At 73.1% G+C, this 21,973-nt stretch carries 19 protein-coding genes; 10 read left to right on the top strand and 9 right to left on the bottom strand.

The genetic code is table 11. From position 1 onward, the window contains the following. Positions 1-86: 86 nt before the first annotated feature. From ACFYQA_RS12465 to ACFYQA_RS12455, 3 genes are all read left to right on the top strand, one after another. On the top strand, positions 87-2,777 hold the full coding sequence (locus ACFYQA_RS12465) for a helicase C-terminal domain-containing protein (protein ID WP_388915461.1): 2,691 nt from the start codon (positions 87-89) through the stop codon (positions 2,775-2,777). Between the two features lie 44 nt (positions 2,778-2,821). After that, positions 2,822-3,196 (top strand): iron chaperone, encoded by a 375-nt coding sequence (locus ACFYQA_RS12460; RefSeq protein WP_388915458.1) that lies wholly within the window; start codon positions 2,822-2,824, stop codon positions 3,194-3,196. Between the two features lie 178 nt (positions 3,197-3,374). After that, complete coding sequence (locus ACFYQA_RS12455; protein ID WP_388915455.1) at positions 3,375-5,018, top strand: DNA repair helicase XPB; 1,644 nt, start codon at positions 3,375-3,377, stop codon at positions 5,016-5,018. A gap of 20 nt (positions 5,019-5,038) precedes the next feature. Here the strand turns inward: ACFYQA_RS12455 and ACFYQA_RS12450 are convergent, their stop codons facing one another. Beyond that, complete coding sequence (locus ACFYQA_RS12450) at positions 5,039-5,419, bottom strand: hypothetical protein (protein WP_388915452.1); 381 nt, start codon at positions 5,417-5,419, stop codon at positions 5,039-5,041. A gap of 123 nt (positions 5,420-5,542) precedes the next feature. After that, on the bottom strand, positions 5,543-5,746 hold the full coding sequence (locus ACFYQA_RS12445) for a hypothetical protein (protein ID WP_388915449.1): 204 nt from the start codon (positions 5,744-5,746) through the stop codon (positions 5,543-5,545). A 416-nt stretch (positions 5,747-6,162) separates the two neighbouring features. Here ACFYQA_RS12445 and ACFYQA_RS12440 point away from each other — a divergent pair, with 416 nt between their 5' ends. Beyond that, complete coding sequence (locus tag ACFYQA_RS12440; RefSeq protein ID WP_388915663.1) at positions 6,163-8,319, top strand: HelD family protein; 2,157 nt, start codon at positions 6,163-6,165, stop codon at positions 8,317-8,319. A 49-nt stretch (positions 8,320-8,368) separates the two neighbouring features. Here the strand turns inward: ACFYQA_RS12440 and ACFYQA_RS12435 are convergent, their stop codons facing one another. The 3 genes from ACFYQA_RS12435 to ACFYQA_RS12425 all read right to left on the bottom strand — a co-directional run bounded on the left by ACFYQA_RS12435 (position 8,369) and on the right by ACFYQA_RS12425 (position 12,283). Then, positions 8,369-9,091, bottom strand: coding sequence for a copper homeostasis protein CutC (locus ACFYQA_RS12435; protein ID WP_388915446.1), 723 nt, complete (start codon positions 9,089-9,091; stop codon positions 8,369-8,371). Between the two features lie 140 nt (positions 9,092-9,231). Further along, positions 9,232-9,912, bottom strand: coding sequence for a maleylpyruvate isomerase family mycothiol-dependent enzyme (locus tag ACFYQA_RS12430; protein WP_388915443.1), 681 nt, complete (start codon positions 9,910-9,912; stop codon positions 9,232-9,234). 127 nt (positions 9,913-10,039) lie between these two features. Continuing rightward, positions 10,040-12,283: an ABC transporter permease gene (locus ACFYQA_RS12425; RefSeq protein ID WP_388915440.1), complete on the bottom strand. Its 2,244-nt coding sequence runs from the start codon at positions 12,281-12,283 to the stop codon at positions 10,040-10,042. A gap of 276 nt (positions 12,284-12,559) precedes the next feature. Between ACFYQA_RS12425 and ACFYQA_RS12420 the strand changes: the two genes are divergently transcribed. The 3 genes from ACFYQA_RS12420 (at position 12,560) to ACFYQA_RS12410 (ending at position 15,113) form a co-directional block, all read left to right on the top strand. Further along, positions 12,560-13,201, top strand: coding sequence for a TetR/AcrR family transcriptional regulator (locus tag ACFYQA_RS12420; protein ID WP_388915437.1), 642 nt, complete (start codon positions 12,560-12,562; stop codon positions 13,199-13,201). A 147-nt stretch (positions 13,202-13,348) separates the two neighbouring features. Then, the gene (locus ACFYQA_RS12415; RefSeq protein WP_388915434.1) at positions 13,349-14,017 is read left to right on the top strand and encodes a hypothetical protein; all 669 of its coding nucleotides are present in this window, start codon (positions 13,349-13,351) and stop codon (positions 14,015-14,017) included. A 10-nt stretch (positions 14,018-14,027) separates the two neighbouring features. Beyond that, positions 14,028-15,113, top strand: coding sequence for a GNAT family N-acetyltransferase (locus ACFYQA_RS12410; protein ID WP_388915431.1), 1,086 nt, complete (start codon positions 14,028-14,030; stop codon positions 15,111-15,113). Here ACFYQA_RS12410 and ACFYQA_RS12405 read toward each other — a convergent pair. Next, positions 15,095-15,388 carry a DUF4031 domain-containing protein gene (locus ACFYQA_RS12405; RefSeq protein ID WP_388915428.1) on the bottom strand — a complete coding sequence of 98 codons (294 nt, stop codon included), beginning with the start codon at positions 15,386-15,388 and terminating at the stop codon, positions 15,095-15,097. The two genes, ACFYQA_RS12410 and ACFYQA_RS12405, sit on opposite strands and share 19 nt — an antisense overlap. After that, a complete protein-coding gene (locus ACFYQA_RS12400) occupies positions 15,385-15,867 on the bottom strand; it encodes a hypothetical protein (protein WP_388915425.1) in 483 nt (160 codons plus the stop codon). Before ACFYQA_RS12400 ends, ACFYQA_RS12405 begins: the two co-directional genes overlap by 4 nt. A 55-nt stretch (positions 15,868-15,922) precedes the next feature. Here ACFYQA_RS12400 and ACFYQA_RS12395 point away from each other — a divergent pair, with 55 nt between their 5' ends. The 3 genes from ACFYQA_RS12395 (at position 15,923) to ACFYQA_RS12385 (ending at position 18,624) form a co-directional block, all read left to right on the top strand. Next, the gene (locus ACFYQA_RS12395) at positions 15,923-16,873 is read left to right on the top strand and encodes a MurR/RpiR family transcriptional regulator (RefSeq protein ID WP_388915422.1); all 951 of its coding nucleotides are present in this window, start codon (positions 15,923-15,925) and stop codon (positions 16,871-16,873) included. A 66-nt stretch (positions 16,874-16,939) separates the two neighbouring features. After that, positions 16,940-17,977 (top strand): N-acetylmuramic acid 6-phosphate etherase, encoded by a 1,038-nt coding sequence (gene murQ / locus ACFYQA_RS12390; protein ID WP_388915420.1) that lies wholly within the window; start codon positions 16,940-16,942, stop codon positions 17,975-17,977. Positions 17,978-18,054: 77 nt separating this feature from the next. Then, entirely contained in the window at positions 18,055-18,624 is a 570-nt protein-coding gene (locus ACFYQA_RS12385; RefSeq protein ID WP_388915418.1) for a hypothetical protein, read from the top strand. Positions 18,625-18,672: 48 nt separating this feature from the next. On the opposite strand, the gene ACFYQA_RS12380 is transcribed toward ACFYQA_RS12385, so the two are convergent. Both ACFYQA_RS12380 and ACFYQA_RS12375 read right to left on the bottom strand, forming a co-directional pair. Then, positions 18,673-20,178 carry an MFS transporter gene (locus tag ACFYQA_RS12380; RefSeq protein ID WP_388915416.1) on the bottom strand — a complete coding sequence of 502 codons (1,506 nt, stop codon included), beginning with the start codon at positions 20,176-20,178 and terminating at the stop codon, positions 18,673-18,675. Positions 20,179-20,658: 480 nt separating this feature from the next. Continuing rightward, positions 20,659-21,789: an NADH:flavin oxidoreductase gene (locus tag ACFYQA_RS12375; protein ID WP_388915413.1), complete on the bottom strand. Its 1,131-nt coding sequence runs from the start codon at positions 21,787-21,789 to the stop codon at positions 20,659-20,661. Positions 21,790-21,973 lie beyond the last annotated feature (184 nt).

Below are 21,973 nucleotides of genomic sequence, written 5' to 3'. Positions count from 1 at the left end.
GACGTCGGACGACGGTACCGCGAGTCCGGCCGCCCGGCCCAACTCCACGCACCCCACCGGCGTATCCACCCGCTACGGTGATGCGGATGAGCACCGAGGAGAAGCCAGCGGCGGCCCCCCGATCCCTCGCGGAGGCGCTCCGGGGACGGGACGACGCCGAGCTTGCCGCGCTCCTGCGCAGCCGGCCGGACCTTGTCACGCCCGTGCCCGCCGACCTCACGCAGCTGGCCACCCGGGCCGGTACCCGCGCCTCGGTCGTCCGCGCCCTGGACCGGCTGGACCGGTTCACGACGCAGACCGCGCAGGCGCTGGCCGTGGCGGCGGATCCGGCGCCGTACGACGAGCTGCTCGGGCTGCTGGCGGGCGACGAGGGCGACCGGGTGGTGGCCGCCGCACTGCCGGGTGCCGTGCGGACGCTGCGCGAGCAGGCGCTGGTGTGGGGTGCCGACGACCGGCTGCGGCTGGTCCGTACGGCCCGTGAGCTGCTCTCCCCTTCCCCGCAGCATCCCTCGCCGACGGGCCTCGGCCCGACCGTGCGGGAGGCGACGGCCGGGATGTCCCCGGGGCGGATCCAGGAGATCGTGACGACGGCCGGACTGCCCTCCACGCACGACCCGGTCTCCGCCGTGGCGGCGCTGACCGGGCTGTTCACGGACCGGGAGCGGATGGCGGCGCTGCTGGCCGAGGTGCCGTTCGAGTCGCTGGATGTGCTGGAGCGGCTGGTCTGGGGGCCGCCCTACGGTCAGGTCACCGCCGATCCGGCGACCCGGCTGCGCCGGCTGCTGGACCGGGGGCTGCTGCTGCCGACCGCGCCCGGGACGGTCGTCCTGCCGCGGGAGGTGGCGCTGCATCTGCGCGGCGGGCGGGCGCACCTGGCGGTGGAGCCGGTGCCGCCGCCGGTCGTGGCCGCGGCCACGCACCCTCCCCGGGTGGTGGACGCGACGGCGGCCGGGCAGGCGTACACGGCGTCGGCGACCGTCGAAGAGCTGCTGAAGGACTGGGACGAGGGCGGCCCGGCGGTGCTGCGGTCCGGCGGGCTGAGCGTGCGCGACCTGAAGCGGACCGCCGTCGCCCTGGACGTGTCCGAGCAGGTCGCCGCGTTCTGGGTCGAACTCGCCTACGCGGCCGGCCTGTTGGCTTCCGACGGTGAGGCCGACGAGCGGTACGCGGCGACTCCGGCGTACGACACCTGGCGGGAGCGGCCCGCCGCCGAGCGCTGGACGACGCTGGTCACGGCGTGGCTGACGGCGACCCGGACGCCGGGCCTGGTCGGCGGGCGGGACGCGAAGGACCACACCCTGTCGGCCCTGGGTCCGGGGCTCGACCGGTCGGCGGCGCCCGAGGTGCGGCGCCGGGTGCTGGCGCTGCTCGCGGGGCTGCCGGAGGGTGCGGCGCCGGACGCCGGGTCGGTGTCGGAGCGGCTGCGGTGGGAACGGCCGCCGCGCGCGACGGGCGGGGCCGCCGGTTCCGGTTCCACAGGCTCGGGCACAGGTGCGGGCTCGGGCGGGGGTGGGGGCGACGATCTGCGCTCGCGGCTCACCCGGTGGACGCTGGCCGAGGCCGAGATGCTGGGCGTCACCGGCCGCGGCGCGCTGTCCGCGCACGGCCGGGCCCTGCTCGGGATGCCCACGCCGAAGACGCAGGCGCAGGCGCAGGCCGAGCGGCCGGACCGGGCGCCGGAGTCGACAGGGCCGGGCGACCGGCTCCCCGTCCACCATCGGCCGGCGGCCGGGCACCCGGACTTCCCCGCCACGGACTCCCCCGCCCCGCCTTCTCCCGCCCTCACCGTCCTCACACCTGCCGAGCAGGCCGCCGCGTCCGCCGCCGCCGCCCGGCTGCTCGCCCCGCAGCTGCCCGAACCACTGGACCACGTCCTGCTCCAGGCCGACCTGACGGCGGTCGCGCCCGGCCCGCTCCAGCGGCCGCTCGCGGACATGCTGGGGGTGCTGGCGGACGTGGAGTCGAAGGGCGGGGCGACCGTCTACCGGTTCACGCCGGGCTCGGTACGCCGTGCCCTGGACGCCGGCCGGGCCGCCACCGACCTGCACGCCTTCCTCGCCGCGCACTCCCGTACCCCGGTGCCGCAGCCACTGGCGTATCTGATCGACGACGTGGCCCGCAGGCACGGACATCTGCGGGTGGGCGCGGCCTCCGCGTACGTACGCTGCGACGACGACGCGATGCTGAACGAGATCCTCGCCGACAAGCGGGCCGCGGAACTGGGCCTGCGCAGGCTCGCGCCGACCGTGCTGGCCGCGCAGGCCGATCCGGCCGGCCTGCTGGAAGGGCTGCGCCGGATGGGGTTCGCGCCGGCCGCCGAGTCCGCCGAGGGCGATGTCCTGATCACCCGTGCCGACGCCCGCCGCACCCCGCCGCGCACGGCACCCGAGCCGGTCCCGGAGGGGCCGCCGGTGCCCGACGACACGCTGCTCGCGGCGGCGATCCGCGCCGTCCGCGCCGGCGACCTCGCCTCGACCGCCCCGCGCAAGGTCAAGCCCGGGGAGGCGGACGGGACCGGGGCCGGGGCGGGGAGCGGTGAACTGCCGCGCACCGGGTCCGCCGAGACCCTCGCCACCATGCAGGCCGCCGTCCTCACCGGCGAGACGCTGTGGATCGGCTACGTGAACGCGGAGGGCGCCGCCAGCCAGCGCGTCATCGCCCCGGTCCGCGTCGAGGGCGGCTTCGTCACGGCGTACGACCACACGGCCGACGAGGTACGGACGTACCCGCTGCACCGGATCACCGGGGTCGCGGAACTGGCGAACGACGAGAGCTGAGCGGGCTCCGCCGTCCGGGGCGGGCCCCCGCGTACGCTGCACGTATGACACAGAGCACCGCGGCGGACGTCGACGGCTACCTCTCCGAGGCCCCGGAGGGACGCAGGGCCGCCCTGAGCGAGCTGCGGCGGTTGTGCGGGGAAGAGCTCAAGGGCTTCGCCGAGGTGATGGCGTACGGCATGCCCGCCTACGAGCGGGACGGCACGGCCGAGATCGCCTTCGCCTCGCAGAAGCGGTACGTCTCCTTCTACCTGATGCGAAGCGACGTCCGCGCGGCCTTCGAGGACCGACTGGCAGGGCAGGACATGGGCAAGGGCTGCCTGCGGTTCCGCAGGCCGGAGGACGTGGAGAGCATCGACTTCGGCCTGGTGCGTGATCTGCTGCGCGCCACGGCGTCCGGACCGGGCACGGTCTGCTGAGAGGCGCGGTCCACCCTGCCTCCGCTCCTGCTCCTGCTCCTGACTCCTGCTCCTGTGGCCGCTGTCACTCCGGCCCTCAGGGGCCCTCAGGCGGCGGGTGATCAGGCAAACTGGACGTTTGGCCGAGCTGTGCCCGTGCAGTGCCCGTGCCGAGCCCGTCGCAGAAAGGCAGCCGCGCGTGAATGGTCCGCTCATCGTCCAGTCCGACAAGACGCTTCTCCTGGAAGTCGACCACGAGCAGGCCGGTGAATGCCGTCGCGCCATCGCGCCGTTCGCCGAGCTGGAGCGGGCGCCGGAACACATCCACACCTACCGGGTGACCCCGCTCGGCCTGTGGAACGCACGGGCCGCCGGCCACGACGCCGAGCAGGTCGTGGACGCGCTGGTGAAGTACAGCCGCTACCCGGTGCCGCACGCGCTGCTCGTCGACATCGCCGAGACGATGGACCGCTACGGCCGGCTCAGCCTGTTCAAGCACCCCGCGCACGGTCTCGTCCTCACCAGCACCGACCGGCCCGTGCTGGAGGAGGTGCTGCGCTCCAAGCGGGTCGCCCCGCTGGTCGGCGCCCGCCTCGACCCGGACACGGTCGCCGTGCACCCCTCGGAGCGCGGGCAGATCAAGCAGGTGCTGCTGAAGCTGGGCTGGCCCGCCGAGGACCTCGCCGGGTACGTGGACGGCGAGGCGCACGACATCGAACTGCGCGAGGACGGATGGGCGCTGCGCCCGTACCAGAAGCAGGCCGTGGAGAACTTCTGGCACGGCGGCTCCGGCGTGATCGTCCTGCCCTGCGGCGCGGGCAAGACGCTCGTCGGTGCCGGAACGATGGCGCAGGCGAAGTCGACCACGCTGATCCTGGTCACCAACACCGTCTCGGCCCGCCAGTGGAAGCACGAACTGGTGAAGCGGACCTCGCTGACCGAGGACGAGATCGGTGAGTACAGCGGGACGCGGAAGGAGATCCGGCCCGTCACCATCGCCACGTACCAGGTACTGACGACCCGCCGCAAAGGCGTCTACCCGCACCTGGAACTGTTCGACTCCCGGGACTGGGGCCTGATCCTCTACGACGAGGTGCACCTGCTGCCCGCGCCCGTCTTCAAGTTCACGGCGGACCTCCAGGCCCGGCGGCGACTGGGCCTGACGGCGACGCTGGTGCGGGAGGACGGCCGCGAGTCGGACGTGTTCTCGCTGATCGGCCCGAAGCGGTTCGACGCGCCGTGGAAGGAGATCGAGGCGCAGGGCTACATCGCGCCCGCCGACTGCGTCGAGGTCCGGGTCAACCTCACCGACTCCGAGCGGATCGCGTACGCCACCGCGGAGACGGAGGAGAAGTACCGCTTCTGCGCGACGACCGCCACCAAGCGGAAGGTCACGGAGGCGATCGTCCGGCGGTTCGCGGGGCAGCAGATCCTCGTCATCGGGCAGTACATCGACCAGCTGGACGAGCTGGGCGAGCACCTGAACGCCCCCGTGATCAAGGGCGAGACGTCGAACGCCCAGCGGGAGAAGCTGTTCAACGCGTTCCGGGAGGGCGAGATCAGCGTCCTGGTCGTCTCCAAGGTCGCGAACTTCTCGATCGACCTGCCGGAGGCCACGGTCGCCATCCAGGTCTCGGGCACCTTCGGGTCCCGGCAGGAAGAGGCCCAGCGGCTGGGCCGGGTGCTGCGCCCCAAGGCGGACGGCCACCAGGCCCACTTCTACTCCGTCGTCGCCCGCGACACCATCGACCAGGACTTCGCGGCCCACCGCCAGCGGTTCCTGGCGGAGCAGGGATACGCGTACCGGATCATGGACGCGGACGAGCTCCTCGCCGACAGCTAGCGCGGTGCCCGGGTGTGCGGTCACCCCTGGGGAAGGTTGAACACCAGCACCACGGTGAAGAGCGGCGGCAGCAGCGAGAGCGCTGCCGCCGAGGCGCGCAGGGCCGACCACCGGATCCTCCACGGCAGCACCCAGGACGTGAACCAGGCGCAGAAGGCGAGGATGCCGCCGACGGGCATCGACCAAAGGACCACGTCCAGGGCGGTCATCAGCCTCTGCGAACAGCCATCGGGCCCGCAACCGTCGGTCGCCATGACGGACATCGCGCCCGACAGGAACGCCACGGGCAGCAGAGCTGCCAGGAGCACGGTCACGACGGTGGGCGCCACCCAGGCCCAGCGGTCCCGGTCGGGCGGGTGGGGCACCGCCGGCATCAGAGGCGCGAAGTGGGCTTGGCTCATGACGCCAGTCAACCCGCGTGACGGGTGCCGGACACGAGTGCGCGTACTCAGCCGGTACCTGCCCGCCTACTCAGCCCGCGCGACTGCGGGCGGGGCGGGGAAGGCCGGGGCTCGGGCGGGCCGTCACCTCCGGCGAACGCCCGCCTCCTCGCTGTACTCACCGAGGACGGCGACCGAGAAGAAGCTCTCGGCGAAGACCCGGACCGCGCGCAGGGCGTTGCCGATGCGGTGCGGGGAGTGGTGGACGGAGCCGATGGCGGTGGCACCTCGATGCGGGGCGCCCCGACCACCGGCCTGGCTGCCTGGGGTGAAGGTCGCTGTGCTCATGTATCCAGAGTGCGCCAGATCACCCATTCGGGGCATCGGTCCCTGGGCCCGACTTCAGGTCACGTCGCGTACGCCCTGAGACGCACGGTCTCCCCTTCGAGGAGTACCCGCGCCCCTGAGAGCCCTAAGGGGTGCAGAAGCCCGAACCCTGAGGCCGAAAACGAGACCGGGCGGCGGGCGGCGGGCGGCGGGCGGATTAATCGTTCGCCCCCGGTGCGGGAGCCGACTAGACTCTCCCGCTCGCCCCGGCCACCGGAACAGAAGCCGCCCGGGGCTTTCCCGCCTCCCTCGCCGGAGTGCCACCGCCCGGACGGAAACCGGACGGTCCGCCATGCCGTGATCACACGGCATCACCGCCAGCACCAGCCGGAGGCAGACCCGTGCCCGCGCACGTCCCCGAACCCGCCACCCCAGCCATGCCCGCCGCCGGCACCGAGGTCGACAGTGACGTCAACCGTGACGTCGACGGCGGAGGCCCACTGGCCCGCGAGCGCTCCCACCTCTCCGCGTCCCGTACCGCCCTGCGCGCGATGCGCGAGGACGTCGAGGCCCTGGACATCCGCGACGTCACCGCGAACTGGGTCAACGCGCAGATCCTGGAGCGGCAGATCGGGGACCGCATCAAGGCCCTGGCCGACCTCAGCGGCACCCCGCTCTTCTTCGGCCGCCTCGACTACCTGCACGCCCCGGGCGCCGAGGAGGCGGAGGGGGCGGAAGGGGAGCGCCCGCAGCCGGAGGCTGCTTATCGGAGACTGCACATCGGGCGTCGGCATGTGCACGACGCCGACGGCGACCCGATGGTGATCGACTGGCGTGCGCCGGTCTCCCAGCCGTTCTACCGGGCGTCCAAGAAGGACCCGATGGACGTCGCGCTGCGCCGCCGTTTCGGCTACACCGGCGGGGACCTCACGGCGTACGAGGACGAGCACCTGTCCGACCCCACCGAGGCGGCCGTCACGAGCAGGCTGCTCCAGCAGGAGATCGAGCGCCCGCGTGTCGGCCCGATGCGGGACATCGTCGCCACGATCCAGCCCGAGCAGGACGAGATCGTACGGTCCGGCCTGTCGGGCAGCGTCTGCGTGCAGGGAGGTCCCGGTACCGGGAAGACGGCCGTCGGCCTGCACCGGGTCGCCTACCTGCTGTACGCCCACCGCGAGCGGCTGGCCCGCACGGGCACGCTGGTCGTCGGGCCGAACCGGTCCTTCCTGCACTACATCGAGCAGGTGCTGCCCGCGCTGGGCGAGCTGGCGGTCGGGCAGGCGACGGTGGACGACCTGGTGGCCCATGTCGAGGTGCGCGGGACGGACGACGCGCGGGCCGCGCTCGTCAAGGGCGACGCGAGGATGGCCGAGGTACTGCGCCGGGCCCTCTACGCGCACGTGACCCTGCCCACCGAACCGGTCGTCGTCGTGCGCGGCTCGCGCCGCTGGCGGGTACCGGCGTACGAACTGGAGGAACTGGTCCGCCAGTTGCTCGACCGGGACATCCGCTACGGCGCCGCCCGCGAGGCCCTGCCGCAGCGCATCGCGCACGTCGTGCTGGTGCAGATGGAGCGGGCCGGGGAGGCACCGGACGACAGGGTGCAGGACGCGGTGGCCCGCAACAGCGCGGTGAAGGCGGCGGTGAAGGCGCTCTGGCCGGCCGTCGACCCGGCGAAGCTCGTCCTGCGGCTGTTGGCGGATCCGGAGTTCCTGGCCGAGCACGCGGCCGGACTGCTCGACGAGGACGAGCGGAAGGCGATCCTCTGGGCGAAGCCGGCGCGGTCGGTGAAGTCCGCGAAGTGGTCGGCGGCGGACGCGGTACTGATCGACGAGGCCACCGACCTGATCCGGCGCACCCACTCCCTCGGGCACGTGGTGCTCGACGAGGCGCAGGACCTCTCCCCCATGCAGTACCGGGCGGTGGGCCGGCGCTGCACCACCGGTTCGGCGACCGTCCTCGGCGACCTGGCCCAGGGCACCACGCCGTGGTCGACCCGGAGCTGGGAGGAGGCGCTGGGCCACCTGGGCAAGCGGGACGCGGTGGTCGAGGAGCTGACCGCAGGTTTCCGCGTCCCGACGGACGTGATCGCGTACGCCTCCCGGCTGCTCCCGCACATCGCGCCGGGCCTGACGCCGGTGGCGTCGATCCGCGACAACCCGGGCTTCTTCTCGATCCGCCCGTCCGCCACCCACGCCGGCGCCGGCGGGACCGGTGACGGCGGGACCGACGCCGACGGGACCGGTGACGTGCTGGCGGCCTGCCGCGAACTGCTGGCCCACGAGGGCTCGGTCGGCCTGATCGCCGCCGACGCCCGGATCCCGGAGCTGGCTCGGGCCCTGTCGGAGGCGGGCATCGGTTACGTCGCGCCGGGCGAGGAGACGACGTACGACACCCGGCTCACCCTGGTGCCGGCGTCCCTGGCGAAGGGACTGGAGTACGACTACGTGGTCCTGGCCGAGCCGCGCGCCGTGGTCGACGGCGAGCCCGACGAACGCACCGGCCTGCGCCGCCTGTACGTCGCCCTGACCCGCGCGGTCTCGGGCCTGATCGTGACGCACGCGGCCCCCCTGCCGGAACAGCTGCTGGACTGAGCCGTTCCGGCAGAACCGGTCCGGCGGAACCGGTCCGGCGGAACCGCCGTCAGCCGCCGCCGACCGCTCCGTCGACCGCCCCGTCCACCACCCTGCGCCACTGTGCGACGGCCTCCGCCGAGACGGGCCCGGTCCATCCGCCGGGCCGGGCCGCGCCCCCGATGTGGAAAGCGCGGATCCCGGCGGCGAGCAGGGTGGGCACCTGCTCCAGCCGCAGGCCGCCGCCGACGAGCAGCTCCTGCTGGTAGCCGGGTTCGCCCCCTCGCCCGCGCCGGGCCTCGGCGAGCAGGGTGGGCAGCCCGTCGGCGACACCGCCGGGCGCGCCGGCCGTCAGGTAGGTGTCGAGGCCGGGCAGCCCGTCGAGCTGCTTGCGGAGAGCGTCGCGGTCGGCGGCGCGGTCGATGGCGCGATGAAAGGTCCAGCGGCAGCCGTCCAGCACACCGGCCACCCGCTCCACGGCGTCCAGGTCCACCCGGCCGTCGGCGTCGAGGAACCCGAGGACGAACTCCTCGGCGCCGGCGTCCCGCATCTCGTGGGCCGTGCGCACCAGCCGGTCGGGGTCACCGGCGGCGAACCCGTCGGCGAGGCGCAGCATCACCCGCAGCGGGAGGCCGACGGCCGCGCGGACGGCGGCGACGGTGGTGGCGGACGGGGTGAGTCCGTCGGCGGCCATGTCGGTGACCAGCTCGAGCCGGTCCGCACCTCCCGCCTGCGCGGCAACCGCGTCCTCGATGTCGAGCGCGATCACCTCCAGGACAGCACGCTTGCTCATGGGACCCCATTCCTCGGCATTCAAGGGCGTCGACCGGCGACCGGACCCACCGCAGAGAGACTCGGCTCCCTAGAGGTCTAGTCCAATCCAGCCTACGCCCGCCCACCGGGGATCCGCGCCCCCACACTCCGCGGCCGGCCTCACCCCCCGAAGATGTTCAGCTCCGCGGCCTCCGCCCCGGCCAGCTCGTACGAGGCCCCCTTCACCGAACGCCCCGCGTACAGCCGCACCAGCGTCGCCCCGTCCCCGATGTACCGCGCCAAAGGACGCTCCCCGGAGACTCCCCCGAGCCGCAGCGGCTCATCGGCGTCGTCGAGGTCGGCGTGCAGCGGCAGATGCCCCATCGTGCCCGTGACGTGGGCCAGCAGATCGAGCGCGTACGGCAGTCCGGCCCCCGCGTACGCCCCGGGCTCCCCGAGCGCCTCGCGAACGTCCCCGCCATGCACCCATTCGCCCAGCGCGAGGATGTCCAGCAACCCACCGGCCCCGGCGATCACCGCCCCGGCCCCGGTCATCCCCCGCTCCAGCTCGTCCACCACACGCTGGTTGCTCCAGGCGCCCCGCTCGGCGATGTCCCGTTCGTTCGACGCGGGCGAGAACACCCCCTTCTCGAACCGGCTCTCCACCACCCGTGTGAGCGCGGCCGAACAGTGCGCCAGCACGTCCCGCACGGTCCACCCCGGGCAGGCCACGACCGGCAGGGCGAAGTCCTTCTCCGCCCGTCCCCGCAGCAACGGAACCAGCGCGTCCCGCTCAACGGTCAACAACCGCCCGGGAAGCCCGGGTTCACGCACAGCATGTACATCAGCAGGAGTCGTCATGCGGGCCAAGCCAGTAGCGGCTCGAGGCCCTGTCGCGGTTCAAGGCCACATCGCGGCTCAGCACCGGCGGAGGCTTCGTCCGTGGGCCGTCCGGGCCTGCCGACGCGTCGTCAGGCCCGGACGGAGGTCAGCTCGCCGGTACGGGTTCCAAGTCGTCGTTCTCCTTCGTGGAACCGGAGACCGGGACCGGACTGCCGGCGGTGCCGGACGTGCCGGAGCTGTCGGAACCAGGCTGTGTGCCAGGCTGCGTGCCCGGTGCCCTCCTCTCCCGGTGGGCCAGCCACAGGTCCACCAGGAACTGCAGGACCAGGCCGGCCGCGCCCCAGACCGCGATGGTCAGGAGGTTGCGGCCGATGCCGTGGCCGTCGAAGTAGACCAGCGAGCGAGCGGTGTCGACGGCGGCCGGCAGCGGGAGGACGTCCTGAAGCATGCGGAACAGGTCGGGGACCATGTAGACGGACATGCCGCCGCCGGAGGCGGGGACACCGGCCAGCATCAGGACCAGCATCACGGGGATGATCGCGGCGAGGCCGAACGTCCGGGTGAAGACACCCGTCACCAGCGAGACGCAGAAGATGGTGACCGCGCCGAAGCCGATCAGTTCGAAGGCATGGCCGTTGACGGCGCCGATCAGGACGTCGAAGAGGAACCACAGCCACAGCGCCATGCCGACCGCCCAGCCGGCGAGCTTCACCACGAAGTGGCGCAGCCGCGTCAGCTCCGGGGCGCCGCCGCGCAGGACCGCCATGATCAGGAAGCCGGCCATGATCCAGGACATGCCGACGTACATGCTGTTGCTGCCCATGGTGTCGTCACTGGTCAGCGGCTTGATGTCGGTCAGTTCCAGGGGGATCTCCGCGCCGGCGGCGACCTGCTGGAACACCGACTGCAGCGCCATCTGCTGGCTGGAACCGGCCGCCGAGGAACTGTAGAGGGTGGCTGTGCCGTCCGCCGTGGACGGCAGGACATAAGCGCCGACGACCTCCTGCTCGAGGATCCGGTCCTTGACCTCGTCGACGGAGGTGCCGGTCCGGATGTCGAGCATGGCGCCGAGCTGCGGCTTCAGGCCCTCGGCCAGCTGCTCGGCCTGTCCGGCGTCGGCGGCGACCACGACCACGGGCATGTCGTGGAGCTTCGGCTGGTGCATCGAGGCGCTCATGCTGCCGACCACACCCACCAGGATGGCCAGCGGGAAGGCGACCGCGGCGAAGTAGCGGACCTTCGGGGAGCGCACCGGGCCGCCGGCCAGCGCGGGCAGCGGGGTGCTCACGTCGGTGACCTGGGGAGCCGCCGGGATCGCGGTTCCGGAGCGGCGCTCCTTGAGCAGCGCGAGCACGAAGGCGACGACGATCCAGACACCCAGCGGAAGCAGGTAGCCGCCGATACCACGGCCGTCGAAGTACAGCAGGGAGCGCAGGGACTCGCCCGCGGCGGGCAGCGGCAGCACCCCGTGCAGGAACTGGAAGAAGCCCGGCATGTTGTGGACGGGCAGTGCCAGGTTGGACGCCGGCATGCCGAAGACGACCCACAGCAGCATCCCGAACAGGACGGCGAGCGGCCCGACGAGCTTGGTGAAGAGCACCTGCGTCATGCCGACCGCGCCGACGGCCAGCATGCCGACGCCGAGGAACTCCAGGTAGTGGCCCTCCACGGCGCCCACGACCGGGCCGAGAAGAGTCCAGATGACGGTGCTGGTCACCGCCGCCCACCCGATGAGGAGGGGGACGAACCGACGCAGCGTCAGCAGGAACGGCAGCGACATCGTCAGCACGCTGAGCGGCACATAGCCGGCCAGCATCATGCCCATACCTGCGAAGAGGACCGCGACACCCGACATGTCACCGTCGGGGAGCGGGGCGACGTCCTCGGTCGTGATCTGCCACTGGTTCTCGGCGGCCACCGGGGCCAGGAGCTGCTGGACCGTACTCGCCTGGGAGGCACCGCCGGCCGAGGCCGTGTGGATCACGGCCTCGCCCCGGCCGCTCGCGGGGATCTCGAAGGCGCCGGAGACCTCGCGGTCCTTGAGCAGGTCGAGCGCCTCGCCGGCGGTGGCGACCAGCCGCGGCTCGAGGGGGTCACCCGGCAGGGAGTCCAGCGCGGAGACGACCTTCTCCGCCATCTGCCCGGAGCCCACGACAGCCACCGGCATGCCCTTGGGGGCGGGCGCGTGCATGGTCCCGACGTAGGTCGCGTACATCATCGTCACCATCAGGAAGGGCATGGCGAAGAGGGCGACGTAGCGGCCGATCCGGGTCTTCCGGTCTTCCTCCTGGGGCGCGCCGGGCAGGCCCGGGGTGCCGGACGCGGCGGGAGAACCGGCCGGGCCGGGCGAGGGGCCGCCGGCCGGCGGGGCGGTGGTGGAGGGCTCCACGAAATCTGGCTCCTTGTCGAAGGCGAGGGCAAAGGCGAAGGCGAAGAGGGCGGGGCGTCGGAGGCCGGCCGTCCGGCCGAGGAAGGGGATGGTCCTGTCAGGGCCATCGGCCGCGGAAGCGGAGAACCGGGAAGTCCGGCGGTAAGTCACTCGACTTACAAACCCGTCACCAATGTAAGTTACATGACTTACATCCGTGTGCGTGGGTTACGTTGTCGATTCCGCCACGCACATCCGCCACGCACGGTCACGCAGGACAGGAGATGACGACTACCGATGGCCAAATCAGAGGTGGCGCGCACCGCGCTGCTCGATGCCGCCGAACGCCTCTTCGTCCAGTCGGGCATCTCCCACGTCTCGGACCGCAAGGTCGCCGAGACCGCGGGAAACACCAACCACTCGGCCGTGGGCTACTACTTCGGCGGCCGCGAGGGCCTGCTGCGCGCACTGCTCACACGCCACCTCTCGGTGCTGGAGGAACCCCGCCGGGCGATGTTCGAGCGCTCCGACTCGCTCCTGGACGACGTACGCAGCCTGGTGGTACCCGTGACGGACACCCTCGCCGAGCTGCCCCGGCCGACCTGGCGGGCACGGTTCGTCAGCCAGGCGATGCACCATCCCGTCACCACCGCGCTGCTCTACGGCATGGCGGCCCAGGCACCCACCGCCACACTGATCATCCGGTCGGTGGTCACCCGCCTCGACCACCTGCCCCGGGACATCGTCCGGGGCCGGGCCATGCTGATGACCCACATCGTCATGTCGGCGTGCGCGGACATGGAGGAACTCGCGGAACGCGACGGCAAACCGCCGCGCTGGCACGCGGCGGGCGACTTCCTCTCCGACTCCATCGCCGGACTGCTGACGGCCCCGGTCAGCCGGCGGCCGGCCGAGGACGGCGAGGGATTCCTGCCTTAGCCGTCGACGCTCCGTCCTTTGCAGCGCTCACGCTCCGCGGCAGGTCCCCCTCGGGAACACTCGGGCCGCCCCCGAAGAGGCGGCCCACGGTACGGGCCGAGTTCGACCTCTGACCCTCTCGGGGCGCGCAGCAGGAACAATGGCCGCATGGTCGACACCGGTGTTCTGCGTGAGCGTTTCGTCCGGGCTCTGGAGGGGGCCCGCGGTCCCGAGGGCGGGAGCGGGGCCGATCCCGCCCCCTACGCCGACAACCTGCTCGCCCGTTGGCAGGAGCCGCAGCGGCGCTATCACACCGTTGCTCACCTCGCCGCCGTGCTCGACCGGGTCGACGAGCTGGAGGGGTACGCGGACGACCCCGACGTCGTACGGCTCGCCGCCTGGTTCCACGACGCCGTGTATCTGCCCGACCGGTCCGAGAACGAGGAGCGGTCGGCGCGGCTGGCCGAGCGGGCGCTGGCCGAGGCCGGGGTGCCGGAGGCGAAGGCCGCCGAGGTGGCGCGGCTGGTGCGGCTCACCGTCACCCATGATCCGGCCGACGACGACCATGACGGCCAGGTGCTGTGCGACGCCGACCTCGCGATCCTCGCCTCGCCCCCGTCCGCGTACGCCGCCTACACCGCCGCCGTCCGCGAGGAGTACCACTTCGTACCCAACGATGCCTTCCGCGAGGGGCGGGCCGCCGTACTGCGCCAACTCCTCGGCCTGCCAGACCTGTTCCGCACACCGTACGGGCGGGAGCGCTGGGAGGCCACGGCCCGGTACAACCTCCGCGGCGAGCTGGAAATGCTGTCGACCCCGACGCCGCCGCCCTCGTAGCCTGCCCCTCATGCATGCCTTGGGAGCGGAACAGCCGGCGGAACGGGTGGAGGAGGTTGTCGCGGACTGCGTGACGGCCCTGCGGGCGGTCACCGACCGGAAGTGGGAAGGCGTGCGGGCCGGGCGGCTGGAGTGGGACTGCCGGGAGACCGCGGTGCACATCGCCTCCGATCTCCTCGCGTACGCCGGTCAGTTGGCCGGTCGGGCGCAGGACGCGTACATACCCTTCGAGATGACTCCGGACGACGGCACCGACAACGCCGCCCTCCTGACCGTGATCGAGACGACCGGTGCCCTCCTCGCCGCCACGATCCGCACCACCCCGCGCGCGGTCCGCGCCTTCCACCCGTATCCCTTCCGGCAAGCGAACCGCGAGGGCTTCGCCGCGATGGGGGTGGCCGAGGTGCTGCTGCACACCCACGACATCACCGAGGGCCTGGGCGTACGGCACGAACCGCCCGCCGAACTGGCCTCGTTCGTCCTCACCCGGATCTTCCCGCACGTCCGGCCGGGGCCCACCCCCTGGCAGACCCTGCTGTGGGCGACCGGGCGCGGCGAGCTGCCGGGGCGCGAGCCCGTCGGCCCGTGGCGCTGGAGCAGCAATCCGGTGCTCCGCAGCGAACGGCTCGGCCTGGAGGGCCTCACGCCGGCGAGCGCCGCCGACCTCGGCACGGGCGGTGACGGCGGCTTCGCGTGGGCCGGTTCCACTCCCGCCGACGGCACCCGGGTGGGCGCCGGGATGATGGTCAAGCAGTACGAGGAAGGGGTGTTCCGGCCGGAGTGGACCGCGTACGTCCTGGTCCGGCGGGAGGACGACCTCGCCGTGGGCGCGATGGGGTTCCACGCCGTCCCGGACGAGGACGGCCGGGTCGAGGTCGGCTACGACCTCGTCGAGGACGCCCGCGGCCACGGCTACGCCACGGAGGCGCTGCGCGCGCTGTCGGCGTGGGCGCTGGCCCAGGACGGCGTACGGATCGTCACCGCCGTCATCGACCACGACAACGTGGCCTCGCAGGGCGTCGTCACCCGCGCCGGATTCACCCGGGCCGGCGAGGACGAGGCGAAGGGCGAGTACCTCTACGAGCTCCGCCGCTGAACCGCGCCCCCGCGCACCGTACTCTTGCGTACCCGCAGGCCCGCTCCGTGCAGCAGCCGTACCACCTCGCGGCTGCTGACCTCCACCGCGCCGGCGAGCACGACGTCCGTGTACCGGTGCTGGGGGATGTCGTAGTGGTCGCGCTCGAAGGCGCGGCGGGGGACGCCGAGGGCGGCGGCGAAGGCGTGCAGTTCGTCGTAGGAGACGTCGCTGACCAGGTGGGACCAGAGGCGGCCGTGGCCCGGCCAGGTGGGCGGGTCGATGTACACGGTCATGCCGAGGCCGCACCGCCCGTCGCGCCGCCCGCCCCGCTGCCCGGGGCCCCGCTCAACGAACCCACCGCCGCGACCTGCACGCCCGCCTGGTGGCACACCCAGTGCGGGTCGGGACCCAACTCCGGTTCCACCTCCAGCGCGTGCGGGTCGTCGGAGCCGCACACCGGGCACAGCGGCCAGCGTCCGTACCGGTCCAGCAGGGCGTCCTGCACGTCCTGGGCGACCAGGCCGGCCACGAACTCGGCACCCTGAGGCCACTGTTCGACCCACCAGCGGCGCTGCGTCACGGACTCCTCGACGAGTGAGACGACCTCCGCCCCGGCGACCTCGTGCGCGACCAGGTCGGCGAGCACGAGTGCGCGTGCCGCGTGCAGGGCCTGCTCCAAAGGACTGACGGGGCCGACGGGGCTGTCGTCGGGGCCGTTGTCGGGGCCGTTGTCGAGGCCGTCGGGGTCACCGGGGTCGTCGTGGGGGTGCATGCCCCTATTGTGCGCACTCTTGACCACGCCACCGAAACGAAAATATCTTTCAACGGTGACCCAGGATGTGAAGGAAATTTTCGCGGACCGGCGCCGCACCAGCACCTCCGGCAATTCCGTTGCCGCCCCGCCCGCTCCCGCCGCCCTCGCGGCCAAGGTCCGTACGCTGGCGCCGTCGATGACCCGTTCCATGCAGCGGGTCGCCGAGGCCGTCGCGGGCGACCCGGCCGGCTGCGCGGCCCTCACGGTCACCGGCCTCGCCGGACTCACCGGCACCAGCGAGGCCACCGTCGTCCGCACGGCCCGCCTGCTCGGCTATCCCGGCTACCGCGACCTGCGCCTGGCCCTCGCCGGGCTCGCCGCCCAGCAGGAGTCGGGCCGGGCCCCCGCCATCACCACCGACATCGCGGTGGACGACCCCATCGCCGACGTCGTCGCGAAGCTCGCCCACGACGAGCAGCAGACCCTCGCCGACACGGCCGCCGGACTGGACACCGTCCAGCTCGGCGCGGCCGTCGCCGCCCTGGCCGGCGCCCGCCGGACGGACGTGTACGGCATCGGCGCCTCCGGCCTGGTCGCCCAGGACCTCACCCAGAAACTGCTGCGCATAGGGCTGATAGCCCACGCCCCCGGCGACCCGCACCTCGCCGTCACCAACGCGGTGCAGTTGCGCGCCGGTGACGTGGCCATCGCGATCACGCATTCCGGTTCGACCGGTGACGTCATCGAACCGCTCCGGGTCGCCTTCGAGCGCGGGGCGACGACCATCGCGGTCACCGGCCGGCCGGACGGGCCCGTCACCCAGTACGCCGACCACGTACTGACCACGTCCACGGCCCGCGAGAGCGAGCTGCGCCCGGCCGCGATGTCGTCCCGGACCAGTCAGCTCCTGGTGGTGGACTGCCTGTTCGTGGGGATCGCCCAGCGCACCTACGAGTCGGCCGCCCCTGCCCTGTCCGCGTCCTACGAGGCACTGGCCCACCGGCACCGGAGCGGTTCCCGCTAGCCGCGGCCCCGCCCCCACACACACCACCACAGTTCCAGCACCGGACAGACCGGAGAAATTCGTTCCATGACCCACACGTCCGAGTCCTCCGTGCCCGCCACGCCCAGGACGCCCGGCGCCCCCGAGACGCCCGGCGCGCCCGGCCCCCGTACCCTCCGCGCGGAGTTGGAGACCCTGACCACCGAGGCGTTCCGTCCGGAGCTGGCGGACGTCGACCGGCTGCCCACCCTCGGCATCGCCCGGCTGATGAACGGCGAGGACGCCACCGTCGCCGCCGCCGTGGCCGAGCGGCTGCCCGCGATCGCCACCGCGATCGACGCCATCGCCGACCGGATGGTCCGGGGCGGCCGACTGATCTACGCGGGCGCGGGCACCGCCGGCCGGCTGGGCGTCCTGGACGCCTCCGAGTGCCCGCCGACCTTCAACACCGACCCCGGCCAGGTCGTCGGCCTGATCGCGGGCGGCCCGGGTGCCCTGGTCACCTCGGTCGAGGGCGCCGAGGACTCCGCGGAGCTGGCCGCGGCCGACCTGGACGCGCTGGCGTTGACCGCCGACGACACGGTGGTCGGCGTCTCCGCCTCCGGGCGCACGCCGTACGCCGTCGGCGCCGTCACGCACGCCCGCGCGCGGAGCGCCCTGACGGTGGGCCTCGCCTGCAACGCGGGCAGCCCGCTCGCCGCCGCGGCCGAGCACGGCATCGAGGTGGTCGTCGGCCCGGAGCTGCTGACCGGCTCCACCCGCCTCAAGGCCGGCACCGCCCAGAAGCTCGTCCTCAACATGATCTCGACGATCACGATGATCCGGCTGGGCAAGACGTACGGGAACCTGATGGTCGACGTGCGCGCCTCCAACGAGAAGCTGCGCGCCCGCTCCCGCCGGATCGTCGCCCTCGCGACGGGGGCGGCCGACGCCGACATCGAGCGTGCCCTGGCCGCCACGGACGGCGAGGTGAAGAACGCCATCCTGGTCCTGCTGGCCGACGTGGACGGCCCGACCGCGGCCCGCCTCCTGAACGGGGCGGACGGCCACCTGCGCGCGGCACTGGCAAAGGCACCGGGCCCGGCACCGAGCCCGGCACCGGGCCCGCAGGACGCCACGGACTGACCTGGACCGACCCGGGCCCGAACCGGTCGCACCCGGGACTGGGATACTGGACCCGTCCACCCACTCCGGAGGCGACCATGAACCACGCGCAGCTCACCGCCCTGGGCCGCGCCCTGCGCGTCCTCGGTGAGCACGGTGAGGCCCTGTCCGGGGACGCCCCGGACGCCAAGTTGCACGAGGTCCGGGCGGACCTGAAGCGCGCGCTGGACCGGCTGGAGGAGAGCGTCAGCACGGCCGTGCCCAGCACGCGCTGCCCCGAGCACCCCACCGGCCCGGTCGACGAGAGCGCCCCCGACCTGTGCCTGCTGTGCGAGACCCGGCGGCGTACGGCCCGCCGCGCCGAGTTCAACGGGCCGGCGCACCGGCAAGCGCCCACCGGGCCCGTCCCGTCCCGGTACGGAATGCACAGCGACCGCCCCCAGCCCCAGCAGCGCTGGCTGCCGGAGCTGTGGAACGGTCGGGCGTGGCAGTTGTGCGGCACCCCGCGCCGCGACCGCCGCGAGGCCGAGCTGTTCATCGCGGCCGAGGTGCGCGGGCCCCGGTCCGCCATGGCGTACCGGCTGGTGCTCGAGTTCACCGACTACGAGGTACTGCGTGTGTGGGGTATCCCGGCACGGACCGGCAGCGAACCGACGGGGAATCTGTAACGCCGATTCCTCACGGCCTCGCGGCCTCACGGCCTCACGGCCCTGTGACTACGCCTTGGCGGCCGGAACCCCGGCGGACGCGGTCCCCGCCCCGGCCGAGCTCTCCGCGCTCTCCGCACGCGCCACGGTCGGGCCCTCCGGGCGCCTGCGCGGGATGAAGGCCGCCACGACGAACCCGACGAGCGCGGCACCCGAGCCGAGCGCCAGCACCGTGCGGAAGGCGTCCTCGGAGGGCACCGCGAACGCACCGAGCTGCGTGGTCATCTGGGCCAGGACGACACCGGCGACGGCGCTGGCGACGGACGTGCCCAGGGACCGCATCAGCGTGTTGAGGCTGTTCGCGGAGCCCGTCTCGGAGGCGGGCACGGCGCCCATGATGAGCGCGGGCATCGCCCCGTAGCAGAAGCCGATACCGGCGCCGATGACGCAGGACGCCAGCACGAAGTGCCAGACCTCGGCCATGAGGACGACGTTCAGCCCGTAGCCCGTGGCGACGATCAGGGCGCCGATCATCAGCGTCACCTTCGGCCCCTTGGCACGGGAGACGAGTGCGGAGACCGGGGCCAGCGCCATCATCACCAGGCCGGACGGGGCCATGACCAGGCCGGCCGTCAGCAGCGACTTGCCCAGGCCGTAGCCGGTCTGCTCCGGAAGCTGGAGCAGCTGCGGAATGACCAGGGACATGGAGAACATCGCGAAGCCGATCGCCACCGAGGCGGCGTTGGTCACCAGCACCTGGGGGCGGGCCGAGACCCGCAGGTCCACCAGCGGCTCGGTGACGCGCAGCTCGTAGAAGCCCCAGGCCACCAGGATGACGACGGCCGCCGCGAACAGGCCGAGCGTGGTGCCGCTCCCCCAGCCCCAGTCGGCACCCTTGGAGATCGCGAGCAGCAGGCACATCAGGCCGGCCGCCATCCCGATCGCGCCGGGCACGTCGAACCGGCCGCCGGTGCGTACCTTCGACTCCGGTACGAAGGCCGTCACCAGGGCGAGCGCGACGACGCCGAGGGCGGCCGAGACCCAGAACAGCGCGTGCCAGTCGAAGTTGTCGGCGATGAGCGCGGCGGCGGGCAGACCGAGGGCGCCGCCGACGCCGAGCGAGGCGCTGATCACCGCGGTCGCCGATCCCAACCGCTCGGCGGGGAGTTCGTCGCGCAGGATGCTGATGCCGAGTGGGATCACACCGGACGCGAGGCCCTGCAGAGCGCGGCCGACGATCATCGGGGTCAGGCTGTCGCTGAGTCCGGCGACCACGGAGCCGATGATCAGCATGCTCATACTGAGCAGGAGCATGCGCCGCTTGCCGTACATGTCGCCGAGGCGTCCCATGACCGGTGTCGCGACGGCCGCGGCGAGCAGCGTCGCGGTGATGGCCCAGGCGGTGTCCGACGCCGAGGCGTTCAGGTACGCCGGCAGCTGTCCCACGATCGGGATGACCAGCGTCTGCATCAGCGAGACGACGATGCCGCCGAAGGCCAGTACGGCCACCACGGCGTTGGGTTGGGGCGGCGCGGATTCCCCGGCCGCGGCGGGCCGGGTGGGTGCGTCGGACATCAGGGAGCTCTCCGTCGTGGCTCAGTTCTCATTGACTTGGGCAACTTTATAGAGGTTAATTGAGTTAAGCAAGTTAATGTGGCGGGGTCTTTTAGCCGGTCTTGTCACCATCGAGCGGACACCGGAGCGGACACCGGAGCAGGCCGGAGGCCGAAGCGGGGAGCCGCACCGGGGGCTCGCGCAGAGGGCAGAAACAGGCAGGAGCCCGGCGCGGGGGGGGGGGGGGGGCCCCCCCCCCCCCCCCCCCCCCCCCCCCCCGCCCCCCCCCCGCCCCCCCCCCCCCCCCCCCCCCCCCCCCCCCCCCCCCCCCCCCCACGTACGCGGGGGGGCCCCGGGGGGGGGGCGGGGGGCGGGGGGGGGGCCCCCCCGGGGGGGCCCCCCCGGGGGCCCCCCCCGGGGGGCCCCCGGGGGGGGGGGCCCGGGGCCCCCCCCGCGCCGGGCTCCCCCACCTCCGAGGATCCCCCACCTCCGGGGCTCAGTTCAGCTCAGCGTCTTGAGCGACGCCGCGTCGTACGACGCGAGCTCGTCGATGCGCCCGCCGAGGACCTTCGCCGCCCACTGCGGGTCCTGGAGCACCGAGCGCCCCACCGCGACGAGGTCGAACTCGTCGCGCTCCAGCCGGTCGAGGAGATTGTCGAGACTGCGGAGCTCCGCGCCCCGCCCCTGGAACGCCTCCTGGAACTCCCCGTTCAGGCCGACCGAACCGACGGTGATGGCAGGCCTGCCGGTCAGCTTCTTCGCCCAGCCGGCCAGGTTCATCTCCGAGCCCTCGAACTCCGGGAGCCAGTAGCGGCGGGTGGAGGCGTGGAAGGCGTCGACACCGGCGGTCACGAGCGGTGCGAGGATCGCCTCCAGCTCCCCGGGGGTCTCGGCGAGGCGGGCGTCGTAGGCGTCCTGCTTCCACTGCGAGAAGCGGAAGATGACGGGGAATGCGGGCGAGACCCGCTCGCGGACCGCCGCGACGATGTCCGCGGCGAACTTCGTCCGCGCCACCGGGTCGCCGCCGTAGGCGTCGGTACGGCGGTTGGTGCCCGCCCACAGGAACTGGTCGATGAGGTAGCCGTGGGCGCCGTGCAGTTCGACGCCGTCGAAGCCGATGCGCTCGGCGTCCGCGGCGGCCTGCGCGAACGCGCCGACCACGTCGTCGATGTCGGCCCGCGTCATCGCCTTGCCCGTACCCTCGGTGCCGTCCGTGCGTACGCCGGACGGGCCGATCGCCGGGGCATCCGGATACGGCGCCTTCCCCTGCTCTCGAACCATGCCGATGTGCCAGAGCTGCGGCACGATCGTGCCGCCCGCCGCGTGCACCGCGTCGGCGACCTGCGCCCAGCCGGCCAGCTGCTGCTCCCCGTGGAACCGCGGCACCCGGTCACTGAGACCGGCCGACTCGTGCCCCACGTACGTGCCCTCGGTGACGATCAGCCCCACACCGGCGGCGGCCCTCCGGGAGTAGTACGACACCACGTCCTCGCCGGGAACGCCGCCCGGGGAGAACATGCGGGTCATCGGTGCCATCGCGATGCGGTTCGGGACGGTCAGGCCGTTGATCACGGCCGGACGGGAGAGCATCGCGGCGACTCGGGCGGCGGTCTCCGTGGCAGTGACGGTCACGTGGGGGCTCCTCGCTGTGGATACCAGTCAGTACGTGCACGTGCATTAAATGCACACCCGCACCAACCGGCGACAACGGGGAGGCATTCCGCCCACCCCTCCCGACCGGGCGTGACCCCGGTCACACCCGCACACGGCCCGCCCGGTCGGCCGCCCACCCACTCGCCCTCCATCCGGTCGAACC

The sequence above is a fragment of the Streptomyces sp. NPDC005774 genome (assembly GCF_042871645.1).
GTDB classification, from domain to species: Bacteria; Actinomycetota; Actinomycetes; order Streptomycetales; family Streptomycetaceae; genus Streptomyces; species Streptomyces pratens.
Note: the sequence above shows the minus strand (reverse complement) of the source record. Positions and strands in the feature narration are given on the sequence as shown.

Coding starts and splice junctions, on each gene's coding strand:
- ACFYQA_RS12465 (WP_388915461.1), top strand. CDS start 87: ATGAGCACCGAGGAGAAGCCAGCGGCGGCCCCCCGATCCCTCGCGGAG.
- ACFYQA_RS12460 (WP_388915458.1), top strand. CDS start 2,822: ATGACACAGAGCACCGCGGCGGACGTCGACGGCTACCTCTCCGAGGCC.
- ACFYQA_RS12450 (WP_388915452.1), bottom strand. CDS start 5,419: ATGAGCCAAGCCCACTTCGCGCCTCTGATGCCGGCGGTGCCCCACCCG.
- ACFYQA_RS12445 (WP_388915449.1), bottom strand. CDS start 5,746: ATGAGCACAGCGACCTTCACCCCAGGCAGCCAGGCCGGTGGTCGGGGC.
- ACFYQA_RS12440 (WP_388915663.1), top strand. CDS start 6,163: ATGCCCGCCGCCGGCACCGAGGTCGACAGTGACGTCAACCGTGACGTC.
- ACFYQA_RS12435 (WP_388915446.1), bottom strand. CDS start 9,091: ATGAGCAAGCGTGCTGTCCTGGAGGTGATCGCGCTCGACATCGAGGAC.
- ACFYQA_RS12430 (WP_388915443.1), bottom strand. CDS start 9,912: ATGACGACTCCTGCTGATGTACATGCTGTGCGTGAACCCGGGCTTCCC.
- ACFYQA_RS12420 (WP_388915437.1), top strand. CDS start 12,560: ATGGCCAAATCAGAGGTGGCGCGCACCGCGCTGCTCGATGCCGCCGAA.
- ACFYQA_RS12415 (WP_388915434.1), top strand. CDS start 13,349: ATGGTCGACACCGGTGTTCTGCGTGAGCGTTTCGTCCGGGCTCTGGAG.
- ACFYQA_RS12410 (WP_388915431.1), top strand. CDS start 14,028: ATGCATGCCTTGGGAGCGGAACAGCCGGCGGAACGGGTGGAGGAGGTT.
- ACFYQA_RS12405 (WP_388915428.1), bottom strand. CDS start 15,388: ATGACCGTGTACATCGACCCGCCCACCTGGCCGGGCCACGGCCGCCTC.
- ACFYQA_RS12400 (WP_388915425.1), bottom strand. CDS start 15,867: ATGCACCCCCACGACGACCCCGGTGACCCCGACGGCCTCGACAACGGC.
- murQ (WP_388915420.1), top strand. CDS start 16,940: ATGACCCACACGTCCGAGTCCTCCGTGCCCGCCACGCCCAGGACGCCC.
- ACFYQA_RS12385 (WP_388915418.1), top strand. CDS start 18,055: ATGAACCACGCGCAGCTCACCGCCCTGGGCCGCGCCCTGCGCGTCCTC.
- ACFYQA_RS12380 (WP_388915416.1), bottom strand. CDS start 20,178: ATGTCCGACGCACCCACCCGGCCCGCCGCGGCCGGGGAATCCGCGCCG.